The organism is Mesorhizobium sp. B1-1-5, from assembly GCF_006443065.1.
In the GTDB taxonomy this organism is placed as follows: Bacteria; Pseudomonadota; Alphaproteobacteria; order Rhizobiales; family Rhizobiaceae; genus Mesorhizobium.
In genome coordinates this window covers 15,365-34,501 of sequence record NZ_VFWS01000017.1, presented here as the reverse complement: position 1 = coordinate 34,501, position 19,137 = coordinate 15,365, and the positions used below count along the sequence as shown (strand labels likewise).

General features: G+C 63.8%; 20 protein-coding genes and 1 riboswitch. Of the genes, 12 read left to right on the top strand and 8 right to left on the bottom strand.

The features are described from left to right. Nucleotides 1-1,104, bottom strand: a complete 1,104-nt coding sequence (gene hisC, locus FJ980_RS09035) for a histidinol-phosphate transaminase (RefSeq protein WP_140542568.1) — start codon at nucleotides 1,102-1,104, stop codon at nucleotides 1-3. A gap of 146 nt (nucleotides 1,105-1,250) precedes the next feature. Next, nucleotides 1,251-1,328: riboswitch (SAM riboswitch) on the top strand. Nucleotides 1,329-1,424: 96 nt separating this feature from the next. On the opposite strand from hisC, the gene FJ980_RS09030 reads away from it, so the two are divergent. From FJ980_RS09030 to FJ980_RS09015, 4 genes are all read left to right on the top strand, one after another. Continuing rightward, a complete protein-coding gene (locus FJ980_RS09030; protein WP_140542567.1) occupies nucleotides 1,425-2,594 on the top strand; it encodes a homoserine O-acetyltransferase in 1,170 nt (389 codons plus the stop codon). Between the two features lie 58 nt (nucleotides 2,595-2,652). Then, a complete protein-coding gene (metW, locus tag FJ980_RS09025) occupies nucleotides 2,653-3,267 on the top strand; it encodes a methionine biosynthesis protein MetW (RefSeq protein ID WP_095767561.1) in 615 nt (204 codons plus the stop codon). Next, the gene (locus tag FJ980_RS09020; RefSeq protein ID WP_140542566.1) at nucleotides 3,216-4,019 is read left to right on the top strand and encodes a Stf0 family sulfotransferase; all 804 of its coding nucleotides are present in this window, start codon (nucleotides 3,216-3,218) and stop codon (nucleotides 4,017-4,019) included. Before metW ends, FJ980_RS09020 begins: the two co-directional genes overlap by 52 nt. A gap of 97 nt (nucleotides 4,020-4,116) precedes the next feature. Further along, complete coding sequence (locus FJ980_RS09015) at nucleotides 4,117-5,109, top strand: glycosyltransferase family A protein (protein ID WP_140542565.1); 993 nt, start codon at nucleotides 4,117-4,119, stop codon at nucleotides 5,107-5,109. Here FJ980_RS09015 and FJ980_RS09010 read toward each other — a convergent pair. Beyond that, on the bottom strand, nucleotides 5,042-5,449 hold the full coding sequence (locus tag FJ980_RS09010; protein WP_281406326.1) for a DUF1330 domain-containing protein: 408 nt from the start codon (nucleotides 5,447-5,449) through the stop codon (nucleotides 5,042-5,044). The two genes, FJ980_RS09015 and FJ980_RS09010, sit on opposite strands and share 68 nt — an antisense overlap. 330 nt (nucleotides 5,450-5,779) lie before the next feature. Here FJ980_RS09010 and FJ980_RS09005 point away from each other — a divergent pair, with 330 nt between their 5' ends. Beyond that, nucleotides 5,780-6,709: a glycosyltransferase family A protein gene (locus FJ980_RS09005; protein ID WP_140542563.1), complete on the top strand. Its 930-nt coding sequence runs from the start codon at nucleotides 5,780-5,782 to the stop codon at nucleotides 6,707-6,709. Nucleotides 6,710-6,725: 16 nt separating this feature from the next. On the opposite strand, the gene FJ980_RS09000 is transcribed toward FJ980_RS09005, so the two are convergent. The 3 genes from FJ980_RS09000 to FJ980_RS08990 form a co-directional block, all read right to left on the bottom strand. Then, on the bottom strand, nucleotides 6,726-7,526 hold the full coding sequence (locus tag FJ980_RS09000) for a DUF1194 domain-containing protein (protein ID WP_140542562.1): 801 nt from the start codon (nucleotides 7,524-7,526) through the stop codon (nucleotides 6,726-6,728). Nucleotides 7,527-7,579: 53 nt separating this feature from the next. Continuing rightward, nucleotides 7,580-9,409 (bottom strand): ABC transporter ATP-binding protein/permease, encoded by a 1,830-nt coding sequence (locus FJ980_RS08995; RefSeq protein ID WP_140542561.1) that lies wholly within the window; start codon nucleotides 9,407-9,409, stop codon nucleotides 7,580-7,582. 114 nt (nucleotides 9,410-9,523) lie between these two features. Next, complete coding sequence (locus tag FJ980_RS08990; protein WP_140542560.1) at nucleotides 9,524-10,300, bottom strand: methyltransferase domain-containing protein; 777 nt, start codon at nucleotides 10,298-10,300, stop codon at nucleotides 9,524-9,526. Between the two features lie 134 nt (nucleotides 10,301-10,434). Here FJ980_RS08990 and gloB point away from each other — a divergent pair, with 134 nt between their 5' ends. Further along, entirely contained in the window at nucleotides 10,435-11,202 is a 768-nt protein-coding gene (gene gloB, locus FJ980_RS08985) for a hydroxyacylglutathione hydrolase (protein ID WP_140542559.1), read from the top strand. Nucleotides 11,203-11,254: 52 nt separating this feature from the next. After that, on the top strand, nucleotides 11,255-11,680 hold the full coding sequence (locus FJ980_RS08980) for a cupin domain-containing protein (protein WP_140542558.1): 426 nt from the start codon (nucleotides 11,255-11,257) through the stop codon (nucleotides 11,678-11,680). A 92-nt stretch (nucleotides 11,681-11,772) separates the two neighbouring features. Here the strand turns inward: FJ980_RS08980 and FJ980_RS08975 are convergent, their stop codons facing one another. The 3 genes from FJ980_RS08975 to FJ980_RS08965 are packed head-to-tail and all read right to left on the bottom strand — an operon-like array spanning nucleotide 11,773 to nucleotide 14,149. After that, the gene (locus FJ980_RS08975) at nucleotides 11,773-12,444 is read right to left on the bottom strand and encodes a lysoplasmalogenase family protein (RefSeq protein ID WP_140542557.1); all 672 of its coding nucleotides are present in this window, start codon (nucleotides 12,442-12,444) and stop codon (nucleotides 11,773-11,775) included. Next, complete coding sequence (locus FJ980_RS08970; RefSeq protein WP_140542556.1) at nucleotides 12,441-13,328, bottom strand: EamA family transporter; 888 nt, start codon at nucleotides 13,326-13,328, stop codon at nucleotides 12,441-12,443. Before FJ980_RS08970 ends, FJ980_RS08975 begins: the two co-directional genes overlap by 4 nt. Nucleotides 13,329-13,360: 32 nt before the next feature. After that, entirely contained in the window at nucleotides 13,361-14,149 is a 789-nt protein-coding gene (locus FJ980_RS08965; RefSeq protein WP_140542555.1) for a DUF3108 domain-containing protein, read from the bottom strand. A 256-nt stretch (nucleotides 14,150-14,405) separates the two neighbouring features. On the opposite strand from FJ980_RS08965, the gene rpmB reads away from it, so the two are divergent. The 5 genes from rpmB to FJ980_RS08940 all read left to right on the top strand — a co-directional run bounded on the left by rpmB (nucleotide 14,406) and on the right by FJ980_RS08940 (nucleotide 19,104). Beyond that, nucleotides 14,406-14,702 (top strand): 50S ribosomal protein L28, encoded by a 297-nt coding sequence (rpmB, locus tag FJ980_RS08960; protein ID WP_095767449.1) that lies wholly within the window; start codon nucleotides 14,406-14,408, stop codon nucleotides 14,700-14,702. A 113-nt stretch (nucleotides 14,703-14,815) separates the two neighbouring features. Further along, entirely contained in the window at nucleotides 14,816-15,496 is a 681-nt protein-coding gene (locus FJ980_RS08955) for a queuosine precursor transporter (protein ID WP_140542554.1), read from the top strand. Between the two features lie 29 nt (nucleotides 15,497-15,525). Then, complete coding sequence (locus FJ980_RS08950; protein WP_140542553.1) at nucleotides 15,526-16,200, top strand: hypothetical protein; 675 nt, start codon at nucleotides 15,526-15,528, stop codon at nucleotides 16,198-16,200. Between the two features lie 107 nt (nucleotides 16,201-16,307). Next, the gene (locus FJ980_RS08945; protein WP_140542552.1) at nucleotides 16,308-18,080 is read left to right on the top strand and encodes a GtrA family protein; all 1,773 of its coding nucleotides are present in this window, start codon (nucleotides 16,308-16,310) and stop codon (nucleotides 18,078-18,080) included. 220 nt (nucleotides 18,081-18,300) lie between these two features. After that, nucleotides 18,301-19,104, top strand: coding sequence for a hypothetical protein (locus FJ980_RS08940; RefSeq protein ID WP_140542551.1), 804 nt, complete (start codon nucleotides 18,301-18,303; stop codon nucleotides 19,102-19,104). Nucleotides 19,105-19,137 lie beyond the last annotated feature (33 nt).

Sequence of the window (19,137 nt, the reverse complement as noted above, 5' to 3'; positions counted from 1 at the left end):
CTAGCTTTTCAGGAAGGTCTTGAGCGCATCGATGACGCCGCGATTGGCTTCCTCGGTGCCGACGCTCATGCGCAGCGCGTTGGGGAAGCCATAGCCGGTGACGCTGCGCAGGATATAGCCGCGCGCGCTCAGATATTCGTCCGCGGCCGCTGCCGAATGCTTCTTGTCGTCGGGAAAATGGATCAGCACGAAATTGCCGACGCTGGGCGTGACGCGCAGGCCGAGCCCGGTCAGCTCGGCGCTGAGCCAGGCCAGCCATTTCTCGTTATGCGCCACGCTGCGCTCGATATGGGCGCGGTCGCGGATAGCGGCGATACCGGCCTCGATCGCTGTGGCGTTGACGTTGAAGGGGCCGCGAATGCGGTTGATCGCATTGACGATATGCGCCGGCCCATACATCCAGCCGATACGCGCGCCGCCAAGCCCGAGCTTGGAGAAGGTGCGGGTCATCACCACGTTTTCGGAACTGCCTGCCAGCTCGATGCCGGCCTCGTAGTCGTTGCGCCGCACATATTCGGCATAGGCCGCGTCGAGCACCAGGAGCACGTTCTTCGGCAAGGCCGTGTGCAGCCGGCGCACTTCCTGGAACGGCACATAGGTGCCGGTCGGATTGTTAGGGTTGGCGAGGAAAACGATCCGCGTCGCCGGCGTTACCGCGGCCAAAATCGCGTCGATGTCGGCGCGCTCCTCGGTTTCCTTCACCGCTACCGGCTTGGCGCCAGCCGCCTGGATATAGATTTTGTAGACCATGAAGGCGTGCTCGGTGAACACGGCCTCGTCGCCTGGCGCGAGATAGCTCTGCGCCAGCAGCCCCAGGATCTCGTCGGAGCCGTTGGAGCAGATGATGTTGGCCGGGTTCAGCCCGTGCACCTCGGCGATCGCCTCGCGCAGCCGGCGGGCAGAGCCGTCCGGATAGACATCGAGCTTCGCCGCCACCTCGCGCGCCGCCTCGATCGCCTTCGGCGAGGGCCCGAGGGGGTTTTCGTTCGCCGACAGCTTGTAGACTTTCGTCACGCCGGCCGGCGCGGTGCTTTTTCCCGGCACATAGGCCTCGATGTCCATGATGCCCGCGCGGGGCGTCGGACGGGGCTGATCCTGCTTCATGTCACAAATCCGTCGAGAAGGCCTTCAAGGCCGCAGCGGAAATACAGGCCACGGGCTGGAATGTCGAGTGGCGGCGCCTGGCACCCGCATCCGGTCGCGAGGGGGCCACCCGTTGACGAAGCGCGGCGCTGGTCCTAGAAGGATTGCCAGACTCCCGTGGTGATTTGGCCGGTCGGCTTGCAGCCACGTTAAACAACTCGCTAAAGGGCCGTTTGCAACCTGTAACCGGCTTTGCGACGGCAATGCCGGTTTTTTGTTGTCCGCTGCCGGCCGGACACCGCGTCGGGACGAGACCGATGCGGGACAGGATGAGGACGGACATGGCCGCTCAGCGCGCTGCAAGAACCAACGACGAGGCCGACCATCCATCGAGCCCGGTGCTGCAGTTCGGCCCCGACAAGCCGCTGAAGCTCGACGCCGGCACCTTTCTTGCGCCTTTCCGGATCGCCTACCAGACCTACGGCACGCTCAACGACGCGCGTTCAAACGCCATCCTCGTCTGCCACGCGCTGACCGGCGACCAGCATGTCGCCAACACCAATCCGGTGACCGGCAAGCCGGGCTGGTGGGAGGTGCTGATCGGTCCCGGCAAGATCATCGACACCAACCGTTTCTTCGTCATCTGCTCCAACGTCGTCGGCGGCTGCCTCGGCTCGACTGGTCCGGCCTCCACCAATCCGACGACCGGCAAGCCCTACGGGCTCGACCTGCCGATCATCACCATCCGCGACATGGTGCGCGCGCAGACGATGCTGGTCGATCATTTCGGCATCGAGAAGCTGTTTTGCGTGCTTGGCGGCTCGATGGGCGGCATGCAGGTTCTTGAATGGGCGGCGAGCCATTCGGAGCGCGTGTTCTGCGTCCTGCCCATCGCCACCGGCGCTCGCCATTCCTCACAGAACATCGCCTTTCATGAAGTCGGTCGACAGGCCGTCATGGCCGATCCGGAGTGGCATGGCGGCAAATATCTCGATTTCGGCAAGCGGCCGGAAAAAGGGCTCGCCGTCGCGCGCATGGCCGCTCACATCACCTACCTTTCGGAAGCCGCGCTCCACCGCAAGTTCGGCCGCAATTTGCAAGACCGCGAGGCACTGACCTTCGGCTTCGACGCCGATTTTCAAATTGAAAGCTATCTGCGCCATCAAGGCATGACTTTCGTCGACCGCTTCGACGCCAATTCCTACCTCTATCTGACCCGCGCGATGGACTATTTCGACCTTGCCGCCGATCACGGTGGGCGCCTCGCCGACGCCTTCGCCGGCACCAAGACGCGTTTTTGCCTGGTCTCCTTCACCAGCGACTGGCTGTTCCCGACCGAGGAGAGCCGATCGATCGTGCATGCCTTGAACGCGGCGGGCGCTTCCGTCTCCTTCGTCGAGATCGAGACCGATCGCGGCCACGATGCCTTCCTGCTCGACGAGCCGGAACTGTTCGCGGCCATCAACGGCTTCATCGCCTCCGCCGCCCGCGCCAGGGGGCTCAGCCTATGACCCCGACAAGTCGCGGACCTTTCGGACCGGGATCATGCGCCATGCAGGAGGCGAAGCCATGAGCGTCAATCGCGCCCAGCGTGTCGACCTCGAGGTCGTCACCGATCTCATCCCGGCCAATTCGCGCGTGCTCGATGTCGGCTCGGGCGACGGACTGCTTCTGGAACTCCTGCAGGAGACCAAGCAGGTCGACGGCCGCGGGCTGGAACTGTCGCAGCGCGGCGTCAACGAATGCGTGGCGCGCGGCCTTTCCGTCGTCCAGGGCGATGCCGACAAGGACCTCGAATTCTATCCCGACAAGGGCTTCGACTTCGTCGTGCTCTCACAGACCCTCCAGGCGACCCGCAACCCGAAGCTGGTGCTCGACGAGTTGCTTCGGATCGGCAACCGCGCCATTGTCTCCTTCCCCAATTTCGGCCACTGGCGCGTGCGCTTCTCGCTGCTGGTCAAGGGCAGGATGCCGGTCACCAAGGACCTGCCCTACTCCTGGTATGACACGCCCAACATCCATTTCTGCACCATCCGCGATTTCGTCAACCTGTGCGAGGAGCTTGGCGCGACCGTCGAGAAGGCGACCGCACTCGACGCCAACGGCCAGAAGATCGGCCTGTCGATGCCCTGGTGGTTCTGGAATTTTTTTGGTCAGCAGGCGGTGTTTTTGTTGAGGCGATGACGGAAATGCGTTTCTTTCGTCGGTCGCCGGCAGTGGTGGAAATCCCTCCGAACATTCGTTCTGAAATACGGGCGGGAATTCTCGTTTGCACATCGCCGCGCAGCGGTAGCAATCATCTTGCAGGTTTGATGGCTTCCGCCGGGCTGGGCCATCCGCTGGAATGGTTCGGCGGGCGACGTCTGCTAGAGCTGCCGGATTATCCGCGAGATCCCCGCGCCCAGCTTCTGCGTGCGCTGACACAGGGGCGGTCCTCTACCGGCGTCTACGCAATCAAGCTCTTTGCGAGCCAGTTCGCACAACTTGCCAAGAAGGTGAAGCTGCCAGCCAGCCTTCCGAATTTGAGTTATGTGCGGTTAACACGTGACGATCTGCTCGGCCAGGCGATCTCATGGGCACGTGCGCGTCAAACCCGCGAATTCCGATCCACCGAGATCAGTCATCTGCCGCCACGCTATAACGGCCGGGCAATCGTGGAGTCTCTGGATAAAATTCTGATGGAGAACCTCGCATGGGATGCTTGGTTCGCGAAGAACGGCCTGCTCTGCCTTTCCCTGACCTACGAGCAGATTCAGCGCGATCCGGCAGACAGCCTGACGAAACTCGCGCAGCTGGTGGATGTGGAACCCAACTGGGAAACCGACCTGCGATCGGGTCTCGAAATCCAGCGCGATGCAATCAATAAAGAATGGCGAAAGCGTTTCCTGTCCGAATATGCCGACCCGTCCAGCTTCCGATACCGAATGATAAGATAGCTTAACTGACAAATTCGCAGCGCATAATTGCATCCCGATCGTTTGACAGCATGCCGTCACGGCTATAGCCACTGGTTTGATTAACCGGTGTGCCGCGATGGCTGGACATCCCACCTATTCTATCGTCTTGGAGATGGAGAATGCCAAATCCATCGACTGGGACGAGATTGGCCTTGGCCTGAAGGCCTTGGCGCGCGAGATCGCCCAGGCTTCCGCTACCGGATTTTCGAAGCCGAAGGTCATAATCTCGCATGGCGGCGTCGAAACTGACGCAGTCTCACTGCGAAGCAGCATTGGAGCTGAAGCGCCACAACTGGAGCAGGTTGCCGATCTGGCCTTCGCGTCGTGCCCTGGCGGCAGATATTACGACCTCAAGAACAACGGCATTCCCTCGTGCGAAGGGAGCGTCCTTGTTTTTCTCGATTCCGATACAGTTCCGGAAAGGAACTGGCTCTCAACTCTACTGAAACCCTTCGTCGACCAGCCTGAAACCATCTGTGTGAATGGACACACCTATCTTTCATACGACGACTTCTTCTCGCGAACTTTCGCGTTGATCTGGTTTTTCCCGATGGCTGAGGGAGACGAGAGATTCGCCTCGAAGCGTGCTCTCAACGCCAACAACATCGCCTTCCGGCACGACTGGATATCCAGTCACCCATTTCCAGCCCACAACGGCTTTAAGGTCTCGTGCACGTTGCTGATGCACCAGCTTTGGAGCGAAGGCCACAAGATAGTCAACGTGGACGCACGCGTTCACCACTACTCGCCGCGGGGCTGGGGGTTCTTCTTTTGGCGCGCGCTGGTAACCGGCAGGGACGCCGATCGAAAATTCGTCGAGCTTCATGCACCTGGCAGAGCTCAGCGTATCGTCAAATCCTTCACGCGCTGGGGGACTATGTCTTGGCGCACGATCCGGCGAGTGACAGGCCATGCGCGGCAGACCGGCATGCCGTTCTGGCAAATCCCGTTTGCTGTCATTGTCGGACTGGCGTTCTATACGCTGGCGTTTTTCGGCCATTTCAGCCTGGCGGCCGGCCTTGTTCGCGACGAGGTCGAAATGGTGCCGGACCATATCGGGCACAGCTAACGTCAATCTTTTCCCGCTGGCCAAGCACATCCGTAGCATTGTGCGGATGCTCGACGCCGTCGACGAAGATCACGTCGGACTGCGAGTTCTCGGTGCGCAGCGAAAGGATCGCCTGATAGGCCGGTGAATTGTACCAGTCCCGCACATGCTGCCTGCCGGGGAATTCGATGACGATCAGGTGCCCGGGCCAGCTGTTCTCGACGACCTCGACGTCGCCGCCATGGACGACGAACCGCCCGCCGAACGGCGCCAGGGTGGCGTCTATCGTCTCGAGATATTCGACTATCCAGGGCCCCGGGGTGACTTGGCGCATATGGGCAACGGCGTAAGCGGTCGTGATCCTGCTCCTTGATGAAACAAAGCCGATCGCTCGGCTTCTTGGAGATCACCATGCGGGAACCAGGTAATTCGGTCGATTACCTCAGACGTCATCGGGACAAAGCCGCCCGTTGGTTCGTGTTGGCGGGCCGCCGAACTAACAGGAAGGCCAGTTGTGTTGCCATCAGACCGCAATGTTGCGGAAAAACCGCCAATTTCGGCATTTCTGGGCCGGCCTGGCGTGACACAAAGGTGGCTTTTCTGTAGCGTCGGCCGCAAATCAGAGGTGGACACGAAGATAGCCGTCAGACCTATCCGACAAACGCCAGATCCGACCGGTGGTGGCAGCTCGATGCCGAACCAAGAGGTTCCGCTGATCTCAGTGATCACGCCGACCCACAACCGCCGCAGCCAGGTCGTGCGCGCGGTGGAAAGCGTTCTGGCGCAGACACTTACCCGCTTCGAGCACATTGTGGTAGACGACGGTTCGACCGACGGGACGGCCGCCGCGCTCGCCGAAATCCGCGACCCGAGGCTGATTTATGTCGGCGCCAAATGGCGCGGCGCCAATGCCGCGCGCAATGCGGGCATCGAGCGCGCGCGGGCGCCGGTCGTGACGTTCCTCGATTCGGACGACGTCTATCTGCCCGACCGGCTGGAACGAACACTGGCGCGCTTCGACGGGAACCCCTCGCTCGAAGTCCTCATCAGCTCGTTCGTATCGCTGAAGGGCGGCCGCAGCACCAAATGCATCAATCGCGACGCCTTCCTCGACAAAAGCACGCTGCAGCGCGCCCTGGTCTCGCAGACCATCTTCATTGCCGGCTCGGCGATCACCGCAAGACACGAGTCGCTGCTCGCGATCGGCGGCTATGACAGCGACATCACGCGCATGCAGGATCGCGAATTGCTGCTGCGCTTTGCCCAACGCGGCGGCGCCTTGCTGTCCGAGGACATCGACTGGAAGAAGTACAATTCGGAGAATTCGATCTCCGGTCGCCGCGATGGCTATGTCGAGGCCTATGCCAGTCTGATCGACAAGCATCCTTATATCGCCGACCGCTATCCCGACGTTCCGCCTTACATGATAGCGCGCCAGATCATCGCCGATATCCTCAAGGGCAGGTTGCCGCAGGCGTTTTCGGGCTATCATGCCAACCGGTCGTCCAAGTCGCTCGGCTACTCGCCCGCCGAACTCTTGCGCGGCTATGTCGTCGGCCGCCGCTGGCGGCGCGACTGCTACGACGAGTTCCGTGCCAAATACGGCGCCCGGGCGGTCTGAGAAAACCGCAAGACGGCTATCTGTCGAGTTCCGGAAAATAAGGATCGGAAAACCGCTGCCGCAAGCGCTCGCCAAGCAGGCAATCGACCGGCGTCGCATCCTCGACATGGAAGGATCTGGCGTCCGTCAGGCCGCTGACTTCCTGGACCAGCTTGCGGCGGACGGCGGTCGAGAATTCGGACGCCGCGTAGATCGGCAGCACGAACGAACCGGCTCCCCCGGTCACGCAGTCGGCGTAGTAGCGGTCGAGACGGGCGACACTCGGCGACGGACTGATCAGTATGGGTAGGCCGTTGATGACGATACCGCTGGCAACGGCGGCATCGCGGATTACCGTGACGGGCAGCCCGCTATTGTTGGGCCCGTCTCCCGATATGTCGATGACGCGGCGTGGCGCCGAAAAGCCGGTTCTCTCCAGGAGCCCCGCGCCGAAGCCGAGGGCGCCCGAGATCGAGGTGCCGCGGAAGCTGCGGAACGGCCGCGTGGCGATCTTGTCGGCGAAGGCATGGGCGCTGTCCTCCCCGTCGATGATCTGCCAGGCGATGGCCCCGTCCTCGCGCACGACGCCCGCCCATTCGAAATAGGCGAGCGCAATGCGGCCATGTGGACCCGAGCGTACGGCGTTGATGAAGTCGGGGTGGCGCAGCGCGTCGACATAGCCGGCGCGCTGCAGGGCGAGTTCACGCTGGTCCATCGACTGCGAGATGTCGACGGCAAGCACAAGTTCCACGTCCACCGGCGCGCCTTTGCCCGGCATGGGCAATGGCGCCGCCTCGGCGCAGGCAAGGCACACAAGCAGGCCGAGCATCGCAAGCATGGCAGCCTCGAACGACCCGGCGGATTTTCCCGGCGATCGCGGCGAAAATAAAGCTATTTCTTCCCGTGACGGGCAGCGATGGGTGGCGGCTCGATCGCGCCGGCGCGGACACGGGCCGGCTTCAAAGCCGGTGCGCCGGTATCCTTCACGATATTCAGCGCGCGCGGGAAGAACTGAGTGTTGTGCTGGCCCCGCCCGATATTGATGATCGCGGTTTCGGGCAGGCGCTTCTGCAGCATGGACAGCACCCGCCGCAACGTCGGTCCGTCGAACGCATCCAGGGCTTCGTCGATGATCACCCATTTCGGCTTGCGCAAGGCGAGCCTGGCGAAAGCCAGCGCCCGTTGTTCGTCATCGCCGAGCTCGCGTTCCCACCGCCTGGGACGGTCAAGGGTGGTTGCCAGTGGATCGAGGCCGACCTCGCCAAGCACGGCCGCGATCTCGGCATCGCTGGCCGGGGCCTTGCCGTTCGGATGATCGAGCACCTCGCGCAGCGTGCCGGCCGGGAAATAGGGCACGCGCGGCACGAAGATGGGGGCCTCGCCGGCCGGCAGGCCGATCCGGCCGCTCCCCCATGGCCACAGGCCGGCAATGGCGCGGAAGAACAATGTCTTGCCGGCGCCCGGCTCGCCGGTGATCATGACGCGCTCGCCGGCGTGGATTTCGACATCCGTATGGGCAAGCTTGGTGCAGCCTTCCGGCGAAGCCACCTGAAGCATGTCGAAGGTCAGGCTGCCATTGGCGTTTTCGCCGAACTGGATGTGTTTTTCGGTATCATGCAGCGCGTCGGTTTCGGTGAGCGCGATGCGGAAATCGGCCACGCGCATCAGCGTCGCGCGCCAGTCGGCTATGCTGCCGATGTTGTTGATGAACCAGCGCAGGGACGAATGAACCTGGTTGAAGGCGCCGACCGCCATCATCAACCCGCCGAATGAGATGTCGCCCGAGAAATAGACCGGCGAAGCCACCAGGATGGGCGCCACGACGGTTATCCAGCCATAGGTGTCGGTCACCCAGGACAGGTTGATCTGGGCGGTGAAGATGCGCCGCATGGCGCCCAGCACCGTGCCGAGATCGAGCTCGAGCCGGCGTCTGGCGTCGGGCTCGCCATGATAGAGCGCGATCGCATCGACATTCTCGTTGACCCGCACCATGGAGGAGCGCAGCTCCGCCTCGCGGGTGTAGCGCTCGCTGTTGAGGCCGATCAGCGGACGCCCGACCAGCCAGCTCAGCCACGACGCGATGCCGGCATAGAGGAACGCGGCCCAGACCATGTAGCCCGGTATCTCCAGCGAATAGCCGCCGACATGGAACATGAAGCCGGAAGACAGCTCCCACAGCACGCCGATGAAGGAGACCAGCAGGATGAAGGACTGCAGCAGGCCGACGCCAAGATCCGTCGACAGATCCGACAAGTGAGCGGCGTCCTGCTGCATGCGCTGGTCGGGATTGACGCCGATGGCGCCGGCATTGGCCAGCCGGAAGGCCCGCGCCGGGCGCATCCATTGGTCGATCAGGTCGAGCGTCAGCGCCTCGCGCAGCCTCAGACGGATCATCTGGTTGAGCCAGGTCTGGCCGATATTGAGCACCAGAAGCCCGCCGGCGATCATCGCAAAGACCAGAAGCTGGTGCAGGAAACCCGTCATGTCGCGCCGGGCCAGCGCATCGTAGAAAGGCTGGTTCCAGCGATTGAGCAGGACCTGTCCGATCGAGGTTGCGACGATGACTGCGACGATGCCGGTGGAGATCCCGGCAAGTTGCCTGCGCACCGGCGACGACTTCAGCCCCAGCTTGATCGTCGCCACCTGGTCGGCGAGGCTGCTCGCCTCCACCGAGACAACGGGTTTCTGCGGCTCCGGCTTTCTATCGGTCTGGTCGTCCATGAAGGATATTCCTGGTTTCCGCTGCGGTCATGAACACCGCGCCGAGCGAGCATGCCTTAGATCGGGCATGCCTCAGATAGGGTGACGATTGCCGCGCGATGCAAGGCGCGGCGATCACGAACGCGTCACTTGGCCAGGCGCGGCGTCAGCCGCACGCCGGCCAAGCCGCGTTGCGCCCTGCGGCGAGAAGACCGGCACGAAGACGCGGCGAGAGGCACGCTGCGCGACCGGCACACCCTGATAGAGCCGCTTCTGCGCCTCGACGACGATGACGCCGGAAAAGATCGGCCAGAACCGCCGGCCGGCCTTCTCCAGCACATTGTGGAAGCGCATCATGAAACGCCGCGGCGACGGCGGGAAGAACAGCGCATCGCTCCATGTCGCCGGGGTGAAATTCGCCTCGCGCAGCAGCTCGGTCAACTGGCCGCGCGAGAACGGCCGGCCATTGCCGAAGGGCGTGTGCTCGAACCGCGCCCAGACGCCGCGCCGGTTGGGCACGACGATGACCACGCGCCCGGCCGGCGACAGCACCCGCCAGATCTCGTTCAGCGTCTCGCGCGGATTTTCGGCATGTTCGAGCGAATGCACCAGCAGCACGCGGTCGATGCAGGAATCGACCAGCGGCAGCTCCTCGTCGAAGACCAGCGCCGTCGCCGTCGGCCCCGACACTGGCCACACCACCGCGCCTTGCGTTGCCGGCATGAAGGCGAAGACGCGCTCGGCATCGGTGCCGAAGCGTTCCAGCCATGGCAGCGCATAGCCGAGGCCGACCAGCCGCTCATTGGGAACGGTCGCCCATACGGTCGACAGCGCCATGGTGATCGAATGCTCGGCCAGGCGCCCGAGCGTGGTCGAATAGAAGGAACGCAGGTCGACGATATCCGAATGCATGCGCGCGACGGTAGCTGTGAAGGGGCCCAAGTTCAACAAAGGCGGAAAGTTCAACAGAGGCGCCGAGTTCAACAAACCCGGATGACATCGGCGGCCGGCCGCCCTATGTCTGCGACGACAAAGGGAGACATGCGATGCCGGTCGAAATCGAGCAGTTCATGTGCCGCACCGACAATTTCGGCGTGCTGATCCATGATCCGAAAAGCGGCGAGACGGCAATCATCGACGCTCCGGAAGAAGCGCCGATCCTGGCGGCGATCAAGCGCACCGGGTGGACGCCGACATTGATCCTCACCACGCACCACCATGCCGACCATGTCGAAGCCAATCTGGCGCTGAAGGAACGCTTCAAATTGCACATCGTCGGCCCGGAAGCCGAGAAGGCGAAGATCCCCGGCATCGACGAGACGGTCAGCCAGGGGTCGGTCGTGCTCCTTGGCGAGGAACGCATCGAGGTCATCGAGACGCCCGGCCATACCGCCGGCCACGTCTCCTACTATCTGCCGGCTTCGAAAGTGGCCTTCACCGCCGATACGCTGTTTGCGCTGGGTTGCGGCCGCCTGTTCGAATGCAAGCCGCCGGTCATGTATGAATCGCTGAAGAAGCTAGCGGCGCTGCCGGCGCAAACCGCCATCTATTGCGGCCATGAATACACCTTGGCCAATGCCCGTTTCGCGGTGACTGTCGACCCGAGCAACCCGGCGCTGAAGCAGCGCGCGGCGAGGGTCGAAGCGCTGCGCGCCGACAACAAGCCGACATTGCCGACGACCATCGGCGAGGAATTGTCGACCAACCCGCTCCTGCGCTGGCACGACCCGGCGATCCGCAAGCATCTCGGCATGGAGAAAGCCTCGGACGCCGAGGTGTTTGCCGAGATCCGCAAGCGCAAGGACAATTTTTAGTTCCACCGCATGTCGACCAAAAGGCTCGAGTTCGTCGCAGCAAAGACCGCCAATGACCAGCGCCGCCGAGATCATCGCAACGCTAGGCCTCAAGCCGCATCCCGAGGGCGGCTGGTACGCCGAGACCTTTCGCGACGCCGCGGGCGGCCCGCGCGGTCATTCGACCGCGATCTACTTCCTGCTCGAGCACGGCCAGCTTTCGGCCTGGCACCGGGTGAAGGACGCGGCCGAGGTCTGGCATTTTTATGCCGGAGCGCCGCTGGCGCTGTCGATGCATGAGGAAGGCGCAGGCGCCGTCATCGAGCAGGTGCTTGGCGCGGCCCTTGCCGCCGGCGAGCGGCCGCAGATCGTCGTGCCGGCCGGCTGGTGGCAGTCGGCGCGCAGCCTCGGCGAATGGACGCTGGTCGGCTGCACCGTGGCGCCAGGCTTCGATTTCGCCGCTTTCGAGCTGGCCGAGCCGGGCTGGCAGCCGGTCTAGAGCAATTCCAGGAAAAGTGTGAGCGGTTTTCCTTCCGCGTAAAAAACAAGGAGATAGGGCGTTTCGTCGTTTCCGTGAAACGGTGAAACGCACTAGGCGAGTAGAATTCCCAGCGTGATCGCCAGTTGGGCGGCGTAGTAAAGCACCCAGACCGCGTGGCGCATCCACAGGCGCTGCGGCGAGATCGCCGCGACCAGGAAGCGCTCGGCCGCCAGCAGCCCGTCCGAGGCGATGAACAGCACCGCGCCGGCAATCACCCAGGGATAGTCCGTGGTGAGCGCCGAAATGCCCATGGCGAGGATCGCCGCGACATAGACGGCAACCGGCGCGCGCAGTTGGGGGCCGACGCGGCGCCAGAGCGCGGCAAGCATGACGATGCTGAATGCGGCCATGGTCAAGGCGATCGCGCCGCGCCAGGATTCGGCCCTCAACAGGCCGAGCCCGCCGCCTGCCTGCGAAAACAGCGCGACATAGGCGATATGACCGGCGAGAAAGCTCGCCAGCCCGCCGAGAAAGGCCTTTTCGCCGTCGCGCGACAAGAAGGCGTCGCCGACGGCGCTGAGTGCCAGCGCCGCGACCAGCAGCAGCGGACCGCCCTGCATGGCGGCAAGCACGGCCAGCAAAGCCACGGCAAGCGTCTTTGCCGCCGTGCGCGTCCATTTCGGCGGCATGTCGAGCGCAAAGGCGTAGATCACGGCCGCGACGAACGAGAACAAAAGCGTCGCGTTGGCGTTGGCCTCGATGCCGCCGGAAAACGGCATCATGCGTTGACCTCCTTGGCCGCCGGCTTGCGCATCAGCAGCGACTTCGCCGCGAGCGCGGCGCCTCCGGTGATGAGCACGCAGGCCGCGAGGATGCGCAGTGACGGCTCGGCGACGCCAGCGGCGATCAGCACCAGCGTCGACAGAAGCGGCGCAGCGTAGCTCGCGGCGCCCAGCACCTGGATGTTGCCGCGCTTGACGCCGATATCCCAGGCATAGAAGGCCGCGCCCACCGGCATCAGGCCGAGCCCGATGACGGCCAGCCATTGTCCAAGGCTGTCCGGCAGCACCGTCTTCTCAAGCAGCAGATGGCAGGCCAGCGACAGCACCGACGTCGCGGCGCAGAACCAGGTGACGATCGAGGTCGGCACCGACGGAAAGCGCCGTGACAAGAGCGAATAGGACGACCATAACAGCGCGCAGACGGCCGCCATAGCATAGCCGAAGGCGTAGCGCGCGTCGAAGGTCAGCCCGCCGCCCTTGGTGACGATCAGGAAGGTGCCGGCAAGGCCGAGCAGCGCGCCGACGACATGGTTCCAGGCAAGCCGCTCACCCGGCATCAGCGCCGAGCCGAGCACGATCAGCAGCGGCCACAGATAGGCGATCAGGCTCGCCTCGACCGCCGGCGCATTGCGCAGCGCCGTGAAGTAGAAGAAATGATAGCCGAACAGCCCGGCAATGCCGATCACCCAGACCTGCGGCGGGATCTTCCGGCTCCGGTCGGGAGCCGGCATCACCAGCCGCGCCGCAAGGCCGACGCAGGTGCCGATGGCGAAGGTGATGGCCGATAACAGGAAGGGTGGCACCTGTCCGGAAGCGCTGGTGAGCAGCGCCAGCAGCGCCCACATGGCGACCGCCGAAAACCCGATCAGTGTTGCGCGCCCCATGTTTCCCCCGCCGGCGCGCGGTGGCGCCTGTCCTAATTTACCGCCTCGAACCGTCTCGCGCTGATGGTCAGCGGACCGATCTGGGTCCCGACCGTGGCGCGGATCGGCGCATATATGCCGGATTGGCCGAGCGGTGCAAACGTCACCAGCATGCGGCTCCTGTTCTTCAGGAAATTCAAAGCCTTGCGGCCCTTGCGATAGCCCGCCACCGGCTCGAAGCCCATTTTGCAGGTCACCGTGTCGCCCTTGTAGCCCGGCACCGAGATCGAACCCTTGGAGGCATAGGTCAAGGTCAGGTCGGCGCGCATCTCGCCATCATAGAACTTGACCGTGCGTCCGCAGACCTTGTCCAGGCTGTCGGCATGGATGACGGTCGCGGCCATCGGATCGAGCACCGATTTCAGGTCGCTATCGCCGAGCGGCACCCAGCTCTTCGGATCGCGCTTCTTTGGCGCGGGAACGACTTGCGTGGAGGTGACGGCGCCGTTGTTGAAGCGGATGTCGACCATCGAGGCATTCTTGCCGGACGTATAGTCTGCCCGGAATGCATGCGGCTGCATCTGCTTGCCGGAAATGGTGCCTTTCGAGGAAATCGTGCCTTTCGTGTCGTCGAACAACTTGCCGAGGCCGGCGGCCGAGACGGTGCCGTCGATGGCATAGCTGTCGCCTTGGTATCGGCTGGAGAAAGTCGCCCTGGCGATCGAAAGGCCGAGAAAGGACACCGTATACTCGCCCCTGAAGGACTGAGGCGCGGCGGCGAAGCTCGGTGCCGGCACGGCAACGGAAAGCAGGGCGGCGAATGCATGGGAAGGACGGAGCATGGCGGCTGACTGATCCCTGGCGGTTCGGCCGGAACGCAGAGGCTCCAGCCTGGCATTTCCCTTCGCGATGGGCTTATACTGTGAAATCCGGCCTTTATATGGAGCGTGCCTGACAACGGGGCGCGTGCCGGAGCTTGACGCAGTGGTGAAATGCCACTATGGAACGCCAACTTTTCCAAAGGCCGCCTGACCGAGACCGCGCGCCGCCCGGCGCGGGCAGAATGGTTTGGCAGGCTTAGAACTGAGGTTAGACAAGATGTCCCGCACCTGCGAACTCACTGCCAAGGCAGTCCAGACCGGCAATAATGTGAGCCACGCCAACAACAAGACCAAGCGTCGCTTCCTGCCGAACCTGGTCAATGTGACGCTGATTTCCGAAGCGCTGAACCAGAATGTTCGCCTGCGCATTTCGGCCAACGCGCTGCGTTCGGTCGAGCACCGCGGCGGCCTCGACGCTTTCCTGGCCAAGGCCGACGTCAAGGAATTGTCGCAGCGCGCCCGTCTGCTCAAGAAGCAGATCGCCAAGAAGCTGGCCGAGCAGTCGGCCGCTTAAAGCAGCAGCTTTCAGGCGGGGGACGACCGCCTCGAGCCCGGCCAGACCGGTGCTCGAAACAGGAGCGAGCGTCGGCATGACGCTCGGCTGGTTCCATTACCCAGGATAAAAAAATGTATTTCCTGACGCGATATTTGCCCTTCGTGGCCGCCATGGCGTTTGTCGTCGTGGCGTCGAACATCCTCGTGCAGTTCCCGATGCAGGGCCAAGTCGGCGGCTTGTCGCTGGCGGACCTGCTGACCTGGGGCGCCTTCACCTATCCTTTCTCATTCCTGGTCACCGACCTCGCCAATCGCCGCTATGGCCCGGCCGTGGCGCGCAAGGTGGTGTTCGTCGGATTCATGACGGCGGTGACCTGCTCGATCCTGATCCCGCCCTTCCTGTTCCGTCATGGGCTGATCGAGTTCGAGACCGCCGCCGACCGGCTGGTGCGCATCGCAGCCGCCTCGGGAGCTGCCTTCCTCGCCGCGCAATTGCTCGACGTTGCCGTCTTTAACCGGCTGCGCCGGCAGAGCTGGTGGCGCGCGCCGATCGTCGGCACGCTGGTCGGCTCCATCTTCGACACCGTCGTTTTCTTCGGCGTCGCCTTCTCCGCCGCCTTCGCCTTTGCCGGTCCCAACGACAGCTTCGCGCTGGAGACCGCGCCGCTGGTGGGCGTGCTGCCGGTCGAGACGATGCGCTGGGTCTCCTGGGCGCTCGGCGACCTTTCGGTGAAGCTGATCATCGCCGTGGTGGCGCTGATCCCCTACCGGCTGCTCGCTGCCCGCTGGAGCCAGCCGGCAGTCGCTTTCTAGGCCATGAACCCGGCAAGCGGAATCAGGCCGTGATCCCCTGGGTTCAGCTTGACTCCGCCCGCACGCCCGATGGCGGCCAGGAGCTGCGCCTGAAGCGGCGCGGCGCTGAATTCTCGATCATGCTCGGCACCAACGAGCTGATGAACAGCCGCCTCAGCGGCTCCGAGGAAGCGTTGGCCAGGCTTTCCTGTCAGCGTATCGCCGGACGCAAGCGGCCAAGCATCCTCATCGGCGGGCTCGGCATGGGCTTCACCTTGCGCGCCGCCCTCGCCGCGCTCAATGGCGATGCTGCCGTCACCGTTGCCGAACTCGTCCCCGCGGTCGTCGCCTGGGCACGCGGCCCCATGGCGGAAATCTTCGGTGGCTGCCTCGACGATCCCCGCGTCGCCATTCGCGAAGCCGATGTCGGCCAGGTGATAGGGGCGGACAAAGCCGCCTGGGACGCGATCCTGCTCGATGTGGACAATGGTCCCGAAGGCATCGTCCACAAGGGCAATGATGCGCTCTATGGCGCCGCCGGCCTTGCGGCCGCGCGCGCCGCGTTGAAGCCCGGCGGCGTGCTGGCGGTCTGGTCGCAGGGACCGGACGGCGGTTTCACCCGGCGGCTGAAACAGGCCGGCTTCGCGGTCGAGGAGATCAACATCCGGGCCAACGGCAAACGCGGCGCCCGCCACGTCATCTGGATCGCAGCCAAGGGGCTGTGATCTGGATCGCAGCCAACCAGGCCTGATCCTTCAGCTACGGCGGCTTTACGCTTTGTTACGCCCGATCGTGCAGGATCGCGAAAATTCTCCAGGGCATCGCGACCAGCATGACCATGCCAGGCACCGGTTGGAAAAACGACCTTCTGCTTGCGCTGTGCGCCACGCTGGTGGTGCTGACGATCAACGCCGTTTCCGGTTTTCCGACCCTTGGCGACTACGGCGCCGACAATGACAGCATGCTGCGGCTGGTCGAGGTTCGCGACCTGCTCGGCGGCCAAAGCTGGTTCGATCTCCACCAATACAGGATGGGAACCTCGGGCGGCTTCGTCATGCATTGGTCGCGGCTTGTCGATACGCCGCTCGCGCTGATCATCATGGCCTTCGATGCGCTGGGTACCGGCCCTGCCACCGCCGAACGCGCCGCGCAGATCATCTGGCCGACCTTGCTCTACGGTCTGACCATATTCGTGCTCATGCGCGCCTCGCAGCGCTTCGCCGCCGCGAATGTCGCGATGCCGGCGGTCATTCTGTCGACGGCGGCGCTGTTCTATCTGGTAATCTACAGCCCGGGCGTGATCGATCACCACAATGTCCAGCTGTTGCTGACGGCGGCCGGCCTCTGGCTCCTGATGGAAGCTCGCTCCTGGCGCCCTGCGGCTCTTCTGTCGGGCATTTGCGCCGGCCTGACGCTCGCCATCGGCATGGAGACCGCTCCTTATGTGGCGGTGCTCGGCATCTGCGCCGCGGTCCTGTTCATCCTCGACGAGGAGGAGCGCGTAACGGCGCGAGGCTTCGGCCTCGGATTTGCCGGCATCGCCTCCTTGGTCTTCGTGGCGACCATCCGGCCGGCCGACTGGGGCGTGGCCCAATGCGACGCCTTCTCCTCTTTCCAGTTCGCCGTTGCCGCATTATCCGGCTTCGGCCTCGTGATCGCCAGTACCTTTGCCGCATCCAGCCGCCGGGCGCGGCTGGTTTCGATGCTGGCGCTGATGGCGGTGGTCGCGGTCGTTGTGATCGTGTTCTTCCCGCAATGCCTGGCATCGCCCTATGCGGGCATGGACGAACGTATCCGCACCTATTGGCTGGCCGACGTGGTCGAAGCGCAGCCCTTCTGGAGCGTCGCCATCCACCAGCCGAAGCTGATGGCGGCGCGCTATGTGACGCCCTTCATCGCGATCCTGCTGGTCGGCTTTCAGCTCCGAACCCGGCTGCGCCGCGCCGAGATGCTCGGCGCCATCCTGCTCGTCGTCGCCTTCGGCGTCAGCCTCTGGCAGGTGCGCGGCTCGACCTTCTCCGTCGCCTTCGCCGTGCTGCCGCTTTCGGCCTGGATCGCGAGAACCCGCCTGCGGGCGGACGCCGCGCCCTCATGGCGCCTTTCCACCGGCATCGTCATGGCGTGGCTGGTCTCGCTCAACGCGACCTGGGCCGGGGTCGCGGTGGCGGCGCAGTCCGTGGTCCAGCAGGCGCCGCAGCGGGTTAGTTCCGATCCCGACCATGCCGTGACCTGCGGCAAGCCGGGCGACTTCCACGATCTTGCCGCGATGCCGGCGACGACGGTGCTTGCCTCGTCCAATCTCGGCTCAGGAATATTGACGTTCACCGGCCACCGGGCGCTGGCCGGCCCTTACCACCGCAATGTCGGCGGCAATCTCGCCATGCTCGACGCGTTCATGGGGACGCCGGACGCCGCCCGCGCCGTCATCGAACGCGAGCATGTCGGGCTAGTCGCGATCTGCCGCGGCAACACGGAAGAGATATCGCTGGCTCTGGACGCGCCGAAGGGTTTTGTCGCGGCGTTGCTGCGGGGCGACCTGCCGGAATGGCTCGAACTGGACCAGTCTACCGCCGGAAAGCCGATCGAGATCTACAAGGTCCGTTGAATATCGGCCCGCGGCCATATCAGCATCGTCGACAGCGCCCCTCGCAACACAGCTGCTTTGCGCTGATGCAATTTCACTGCGTGATTTAGAAAACCGCTATCGAAATCAGTCCGTGAATCGTTGCAGTCCAGCCTGTGCTTTGGTTAGCATTTCGCTCGGGCGGCGATATATGTATTCAAGAAATTTGAATTCGGGGTTTTAGCTTGGGGAGAAGACATCCATGTCGGCCATAGAGGGCGCGGCGGCGCCAGCATCAGCCACGCTGCAGCATGTTATCTCCCACATGGTGGACGCCGTGAACCGCGCCGCCTTTGTGGAAAAGCCTTTCTGGCATCTGGAAATGACCGATGTTTTCCCGGCGGACCTTTATCAGCGCATGCGCGCCGCCATGCCGGAGGCGCGCGAATATCGTGCGCTCAAGGGGCGCAACAATGTGAATATCAAGGCCGACGGCACCCCGACGCGCATCAAGATCGACCTCTACCCCGAATACATCCGCCATCTGCCGCAGGAGAAGCGGGCGATTTGGTCCCTGGTTGGCAAGGCATTGCATGCGCCGCAGCTGAAGGACGCATTCATGCGCCGCCTTGCCCCGGGCTTGGAGCGCCGGTTCGGCTCGGACTTCATGAAGGTCGGCATGTATCCGGTGCCGATGCTGACGCGCGACGTGGCGGGCTACAAGATCGGCTTCCACACCGACACGAAATGGAAAGGCATCACGGTCCAGTTCTACCTGCCGGAGGACGACTCGATCAACCATATCGGCACCCGCTTCGCCGAGCGCATGCCGGACGGGCGTTTCGAGAATTCGCACCGGATGTCGTTTTCGCCGAACACCGGCTACGCCTTTGCGGTCGGCACCGACACCTGGCACGCGGTCGACACCGTCGGACCGGAAGTCCGCACCCGCGACAGCATCCTTCACACCTATTTCGTGGACAACACCGCGACGCTCAAGATCCGCAACCGGAGCAAGCGCGCGGCCAATTTCGTGATGAACGAAGTCCGCCACGTCGGCCGGTAATCTCTCGGCGCCCGCCGTCGGCACGGCTGAATC

Excerpts from the sequence above, each read along its gene's own strand:
- hisC (WP_140542568.1), bottom strand. The coding sequence starts at position 1,104 with ATGAAGCAGGATCAGCCCCGTCCGACGCCCCGCGCGGGCATCATGGAC.
- FJ980_RS09030 (WP_140542567.1), top strand. The coding sequence starts at position 1,425 with ATGGCCGCTCAGCGCGCTGCAAGAACCAACGACGAGGCCGACCATCCA.
- metW (WP_095767561.1), top strand. The coding sequence starts at position 2,653 with ATGAGCGTCAATCGCGCCCAGCGTGTCGACCTCGAGGTCGTCACCGAT.
- FJ980_RS09015 (WP_140542565.1), top strand. The coding sequence starts at position 4,117 with ATGGCTGGACATCCCACCTATTCTATCGTCTTGGAGATGGAGAATGCC.
- FJ980_RS09005 (WP_140542563.1), top strand. The coding sequence starts at position 5,780 with ATGCCGAACCAAGAGGTTCCGCTGATCTCAGTGATCACGCCGACCCAC.
- FJ980_RS09000 (WP_140542562.1), bottom strand. The coding sequence starts at position 7,526 with ATGCTTGCGATGCTCGGCCTGCTTGTGTGCCTTGCCTGCGCCGAGGCG.
- FJ980_RS08995 (WP_140542561.1), bottom strand. The coding sequence starts at position 9,409 with ATGGACGACCAGACCGATAGAAAGCCGGAGCCGCAGAAACCCGTTGTC.
- FJ980_RS08990 (WP_140542560.1), bottom strand. The coding sequence starts at position 10,300 with ATGCATTCGGATATCGTCGACCTGCGTTCCTTCTATTCGACCACGCTC.
- gloB (WP_140542559.1), top strand. The coding sequence starts at position 10,435 with ATGCCGGTCGAAATCGAGCAGTTCATGTGCCGCACCGACAATTTCGGC.
- FJ980_RS08980 (WP_140542558.1), top strand. The coding sequence starts at position 11,255 with ATGACCAGCGCCGCCGAGATCATCGCAACGCTAGGCCTCAAGCCGCAT.
- FJ980_RS08975 (WP_140542557.1), bottom strand. The coding sequence starts at position 12,444 with ATGATGCCGTTTTCCGGCGGCATCGAGGCCAACGCCAACGCGACGCTT.
- FJ980_RS08970 (WP_140542556.1), bottom strand. The coding sequence starts at position 13,328 with ATGGGGCGCGCAACACTGATCGGGTTTTCGGCGGTCGCCATGTGGGCG.
- FJ980_RS08965 (WP_140542555.1), bottom strand. The coding sequence starts at position 14,149 with ATGCTCCGTCCTTCCCATGCATTCGCCGCCCTGCTTTCCGTTGCCGTG.
- rpmB (WP_095767449.1), top strand. The coding sequence starts at position 14,406 with ATGTCCCGCACCTGCGAACTCACTGCCAAGGCAGTCCAGACCGGCAAT.
- FJ980_RS08955 (WP_140542554.1), top strand. The coding sequence starts at position 14,816 with ATGTATTTCCTGACGCGATATTTGCCCTTCGTGGCCGCCATGGCGTTT.
- FJ980_RS08945 (WP_140542552.1), top strand. The coding sequence starts at position 16,308 with ATGACCATGCCAGGCACCGGTTGGAAAAACGACCTTCTGCTTGCGCTG.
- FJ980_RS08940 (WP_140542551.1), top strand. The coding sequence starts at position 18,301 with ATGTCGGCCATAGAGGGCGCGGCGGCGCCAGCATCAGCCACGCTGCAG.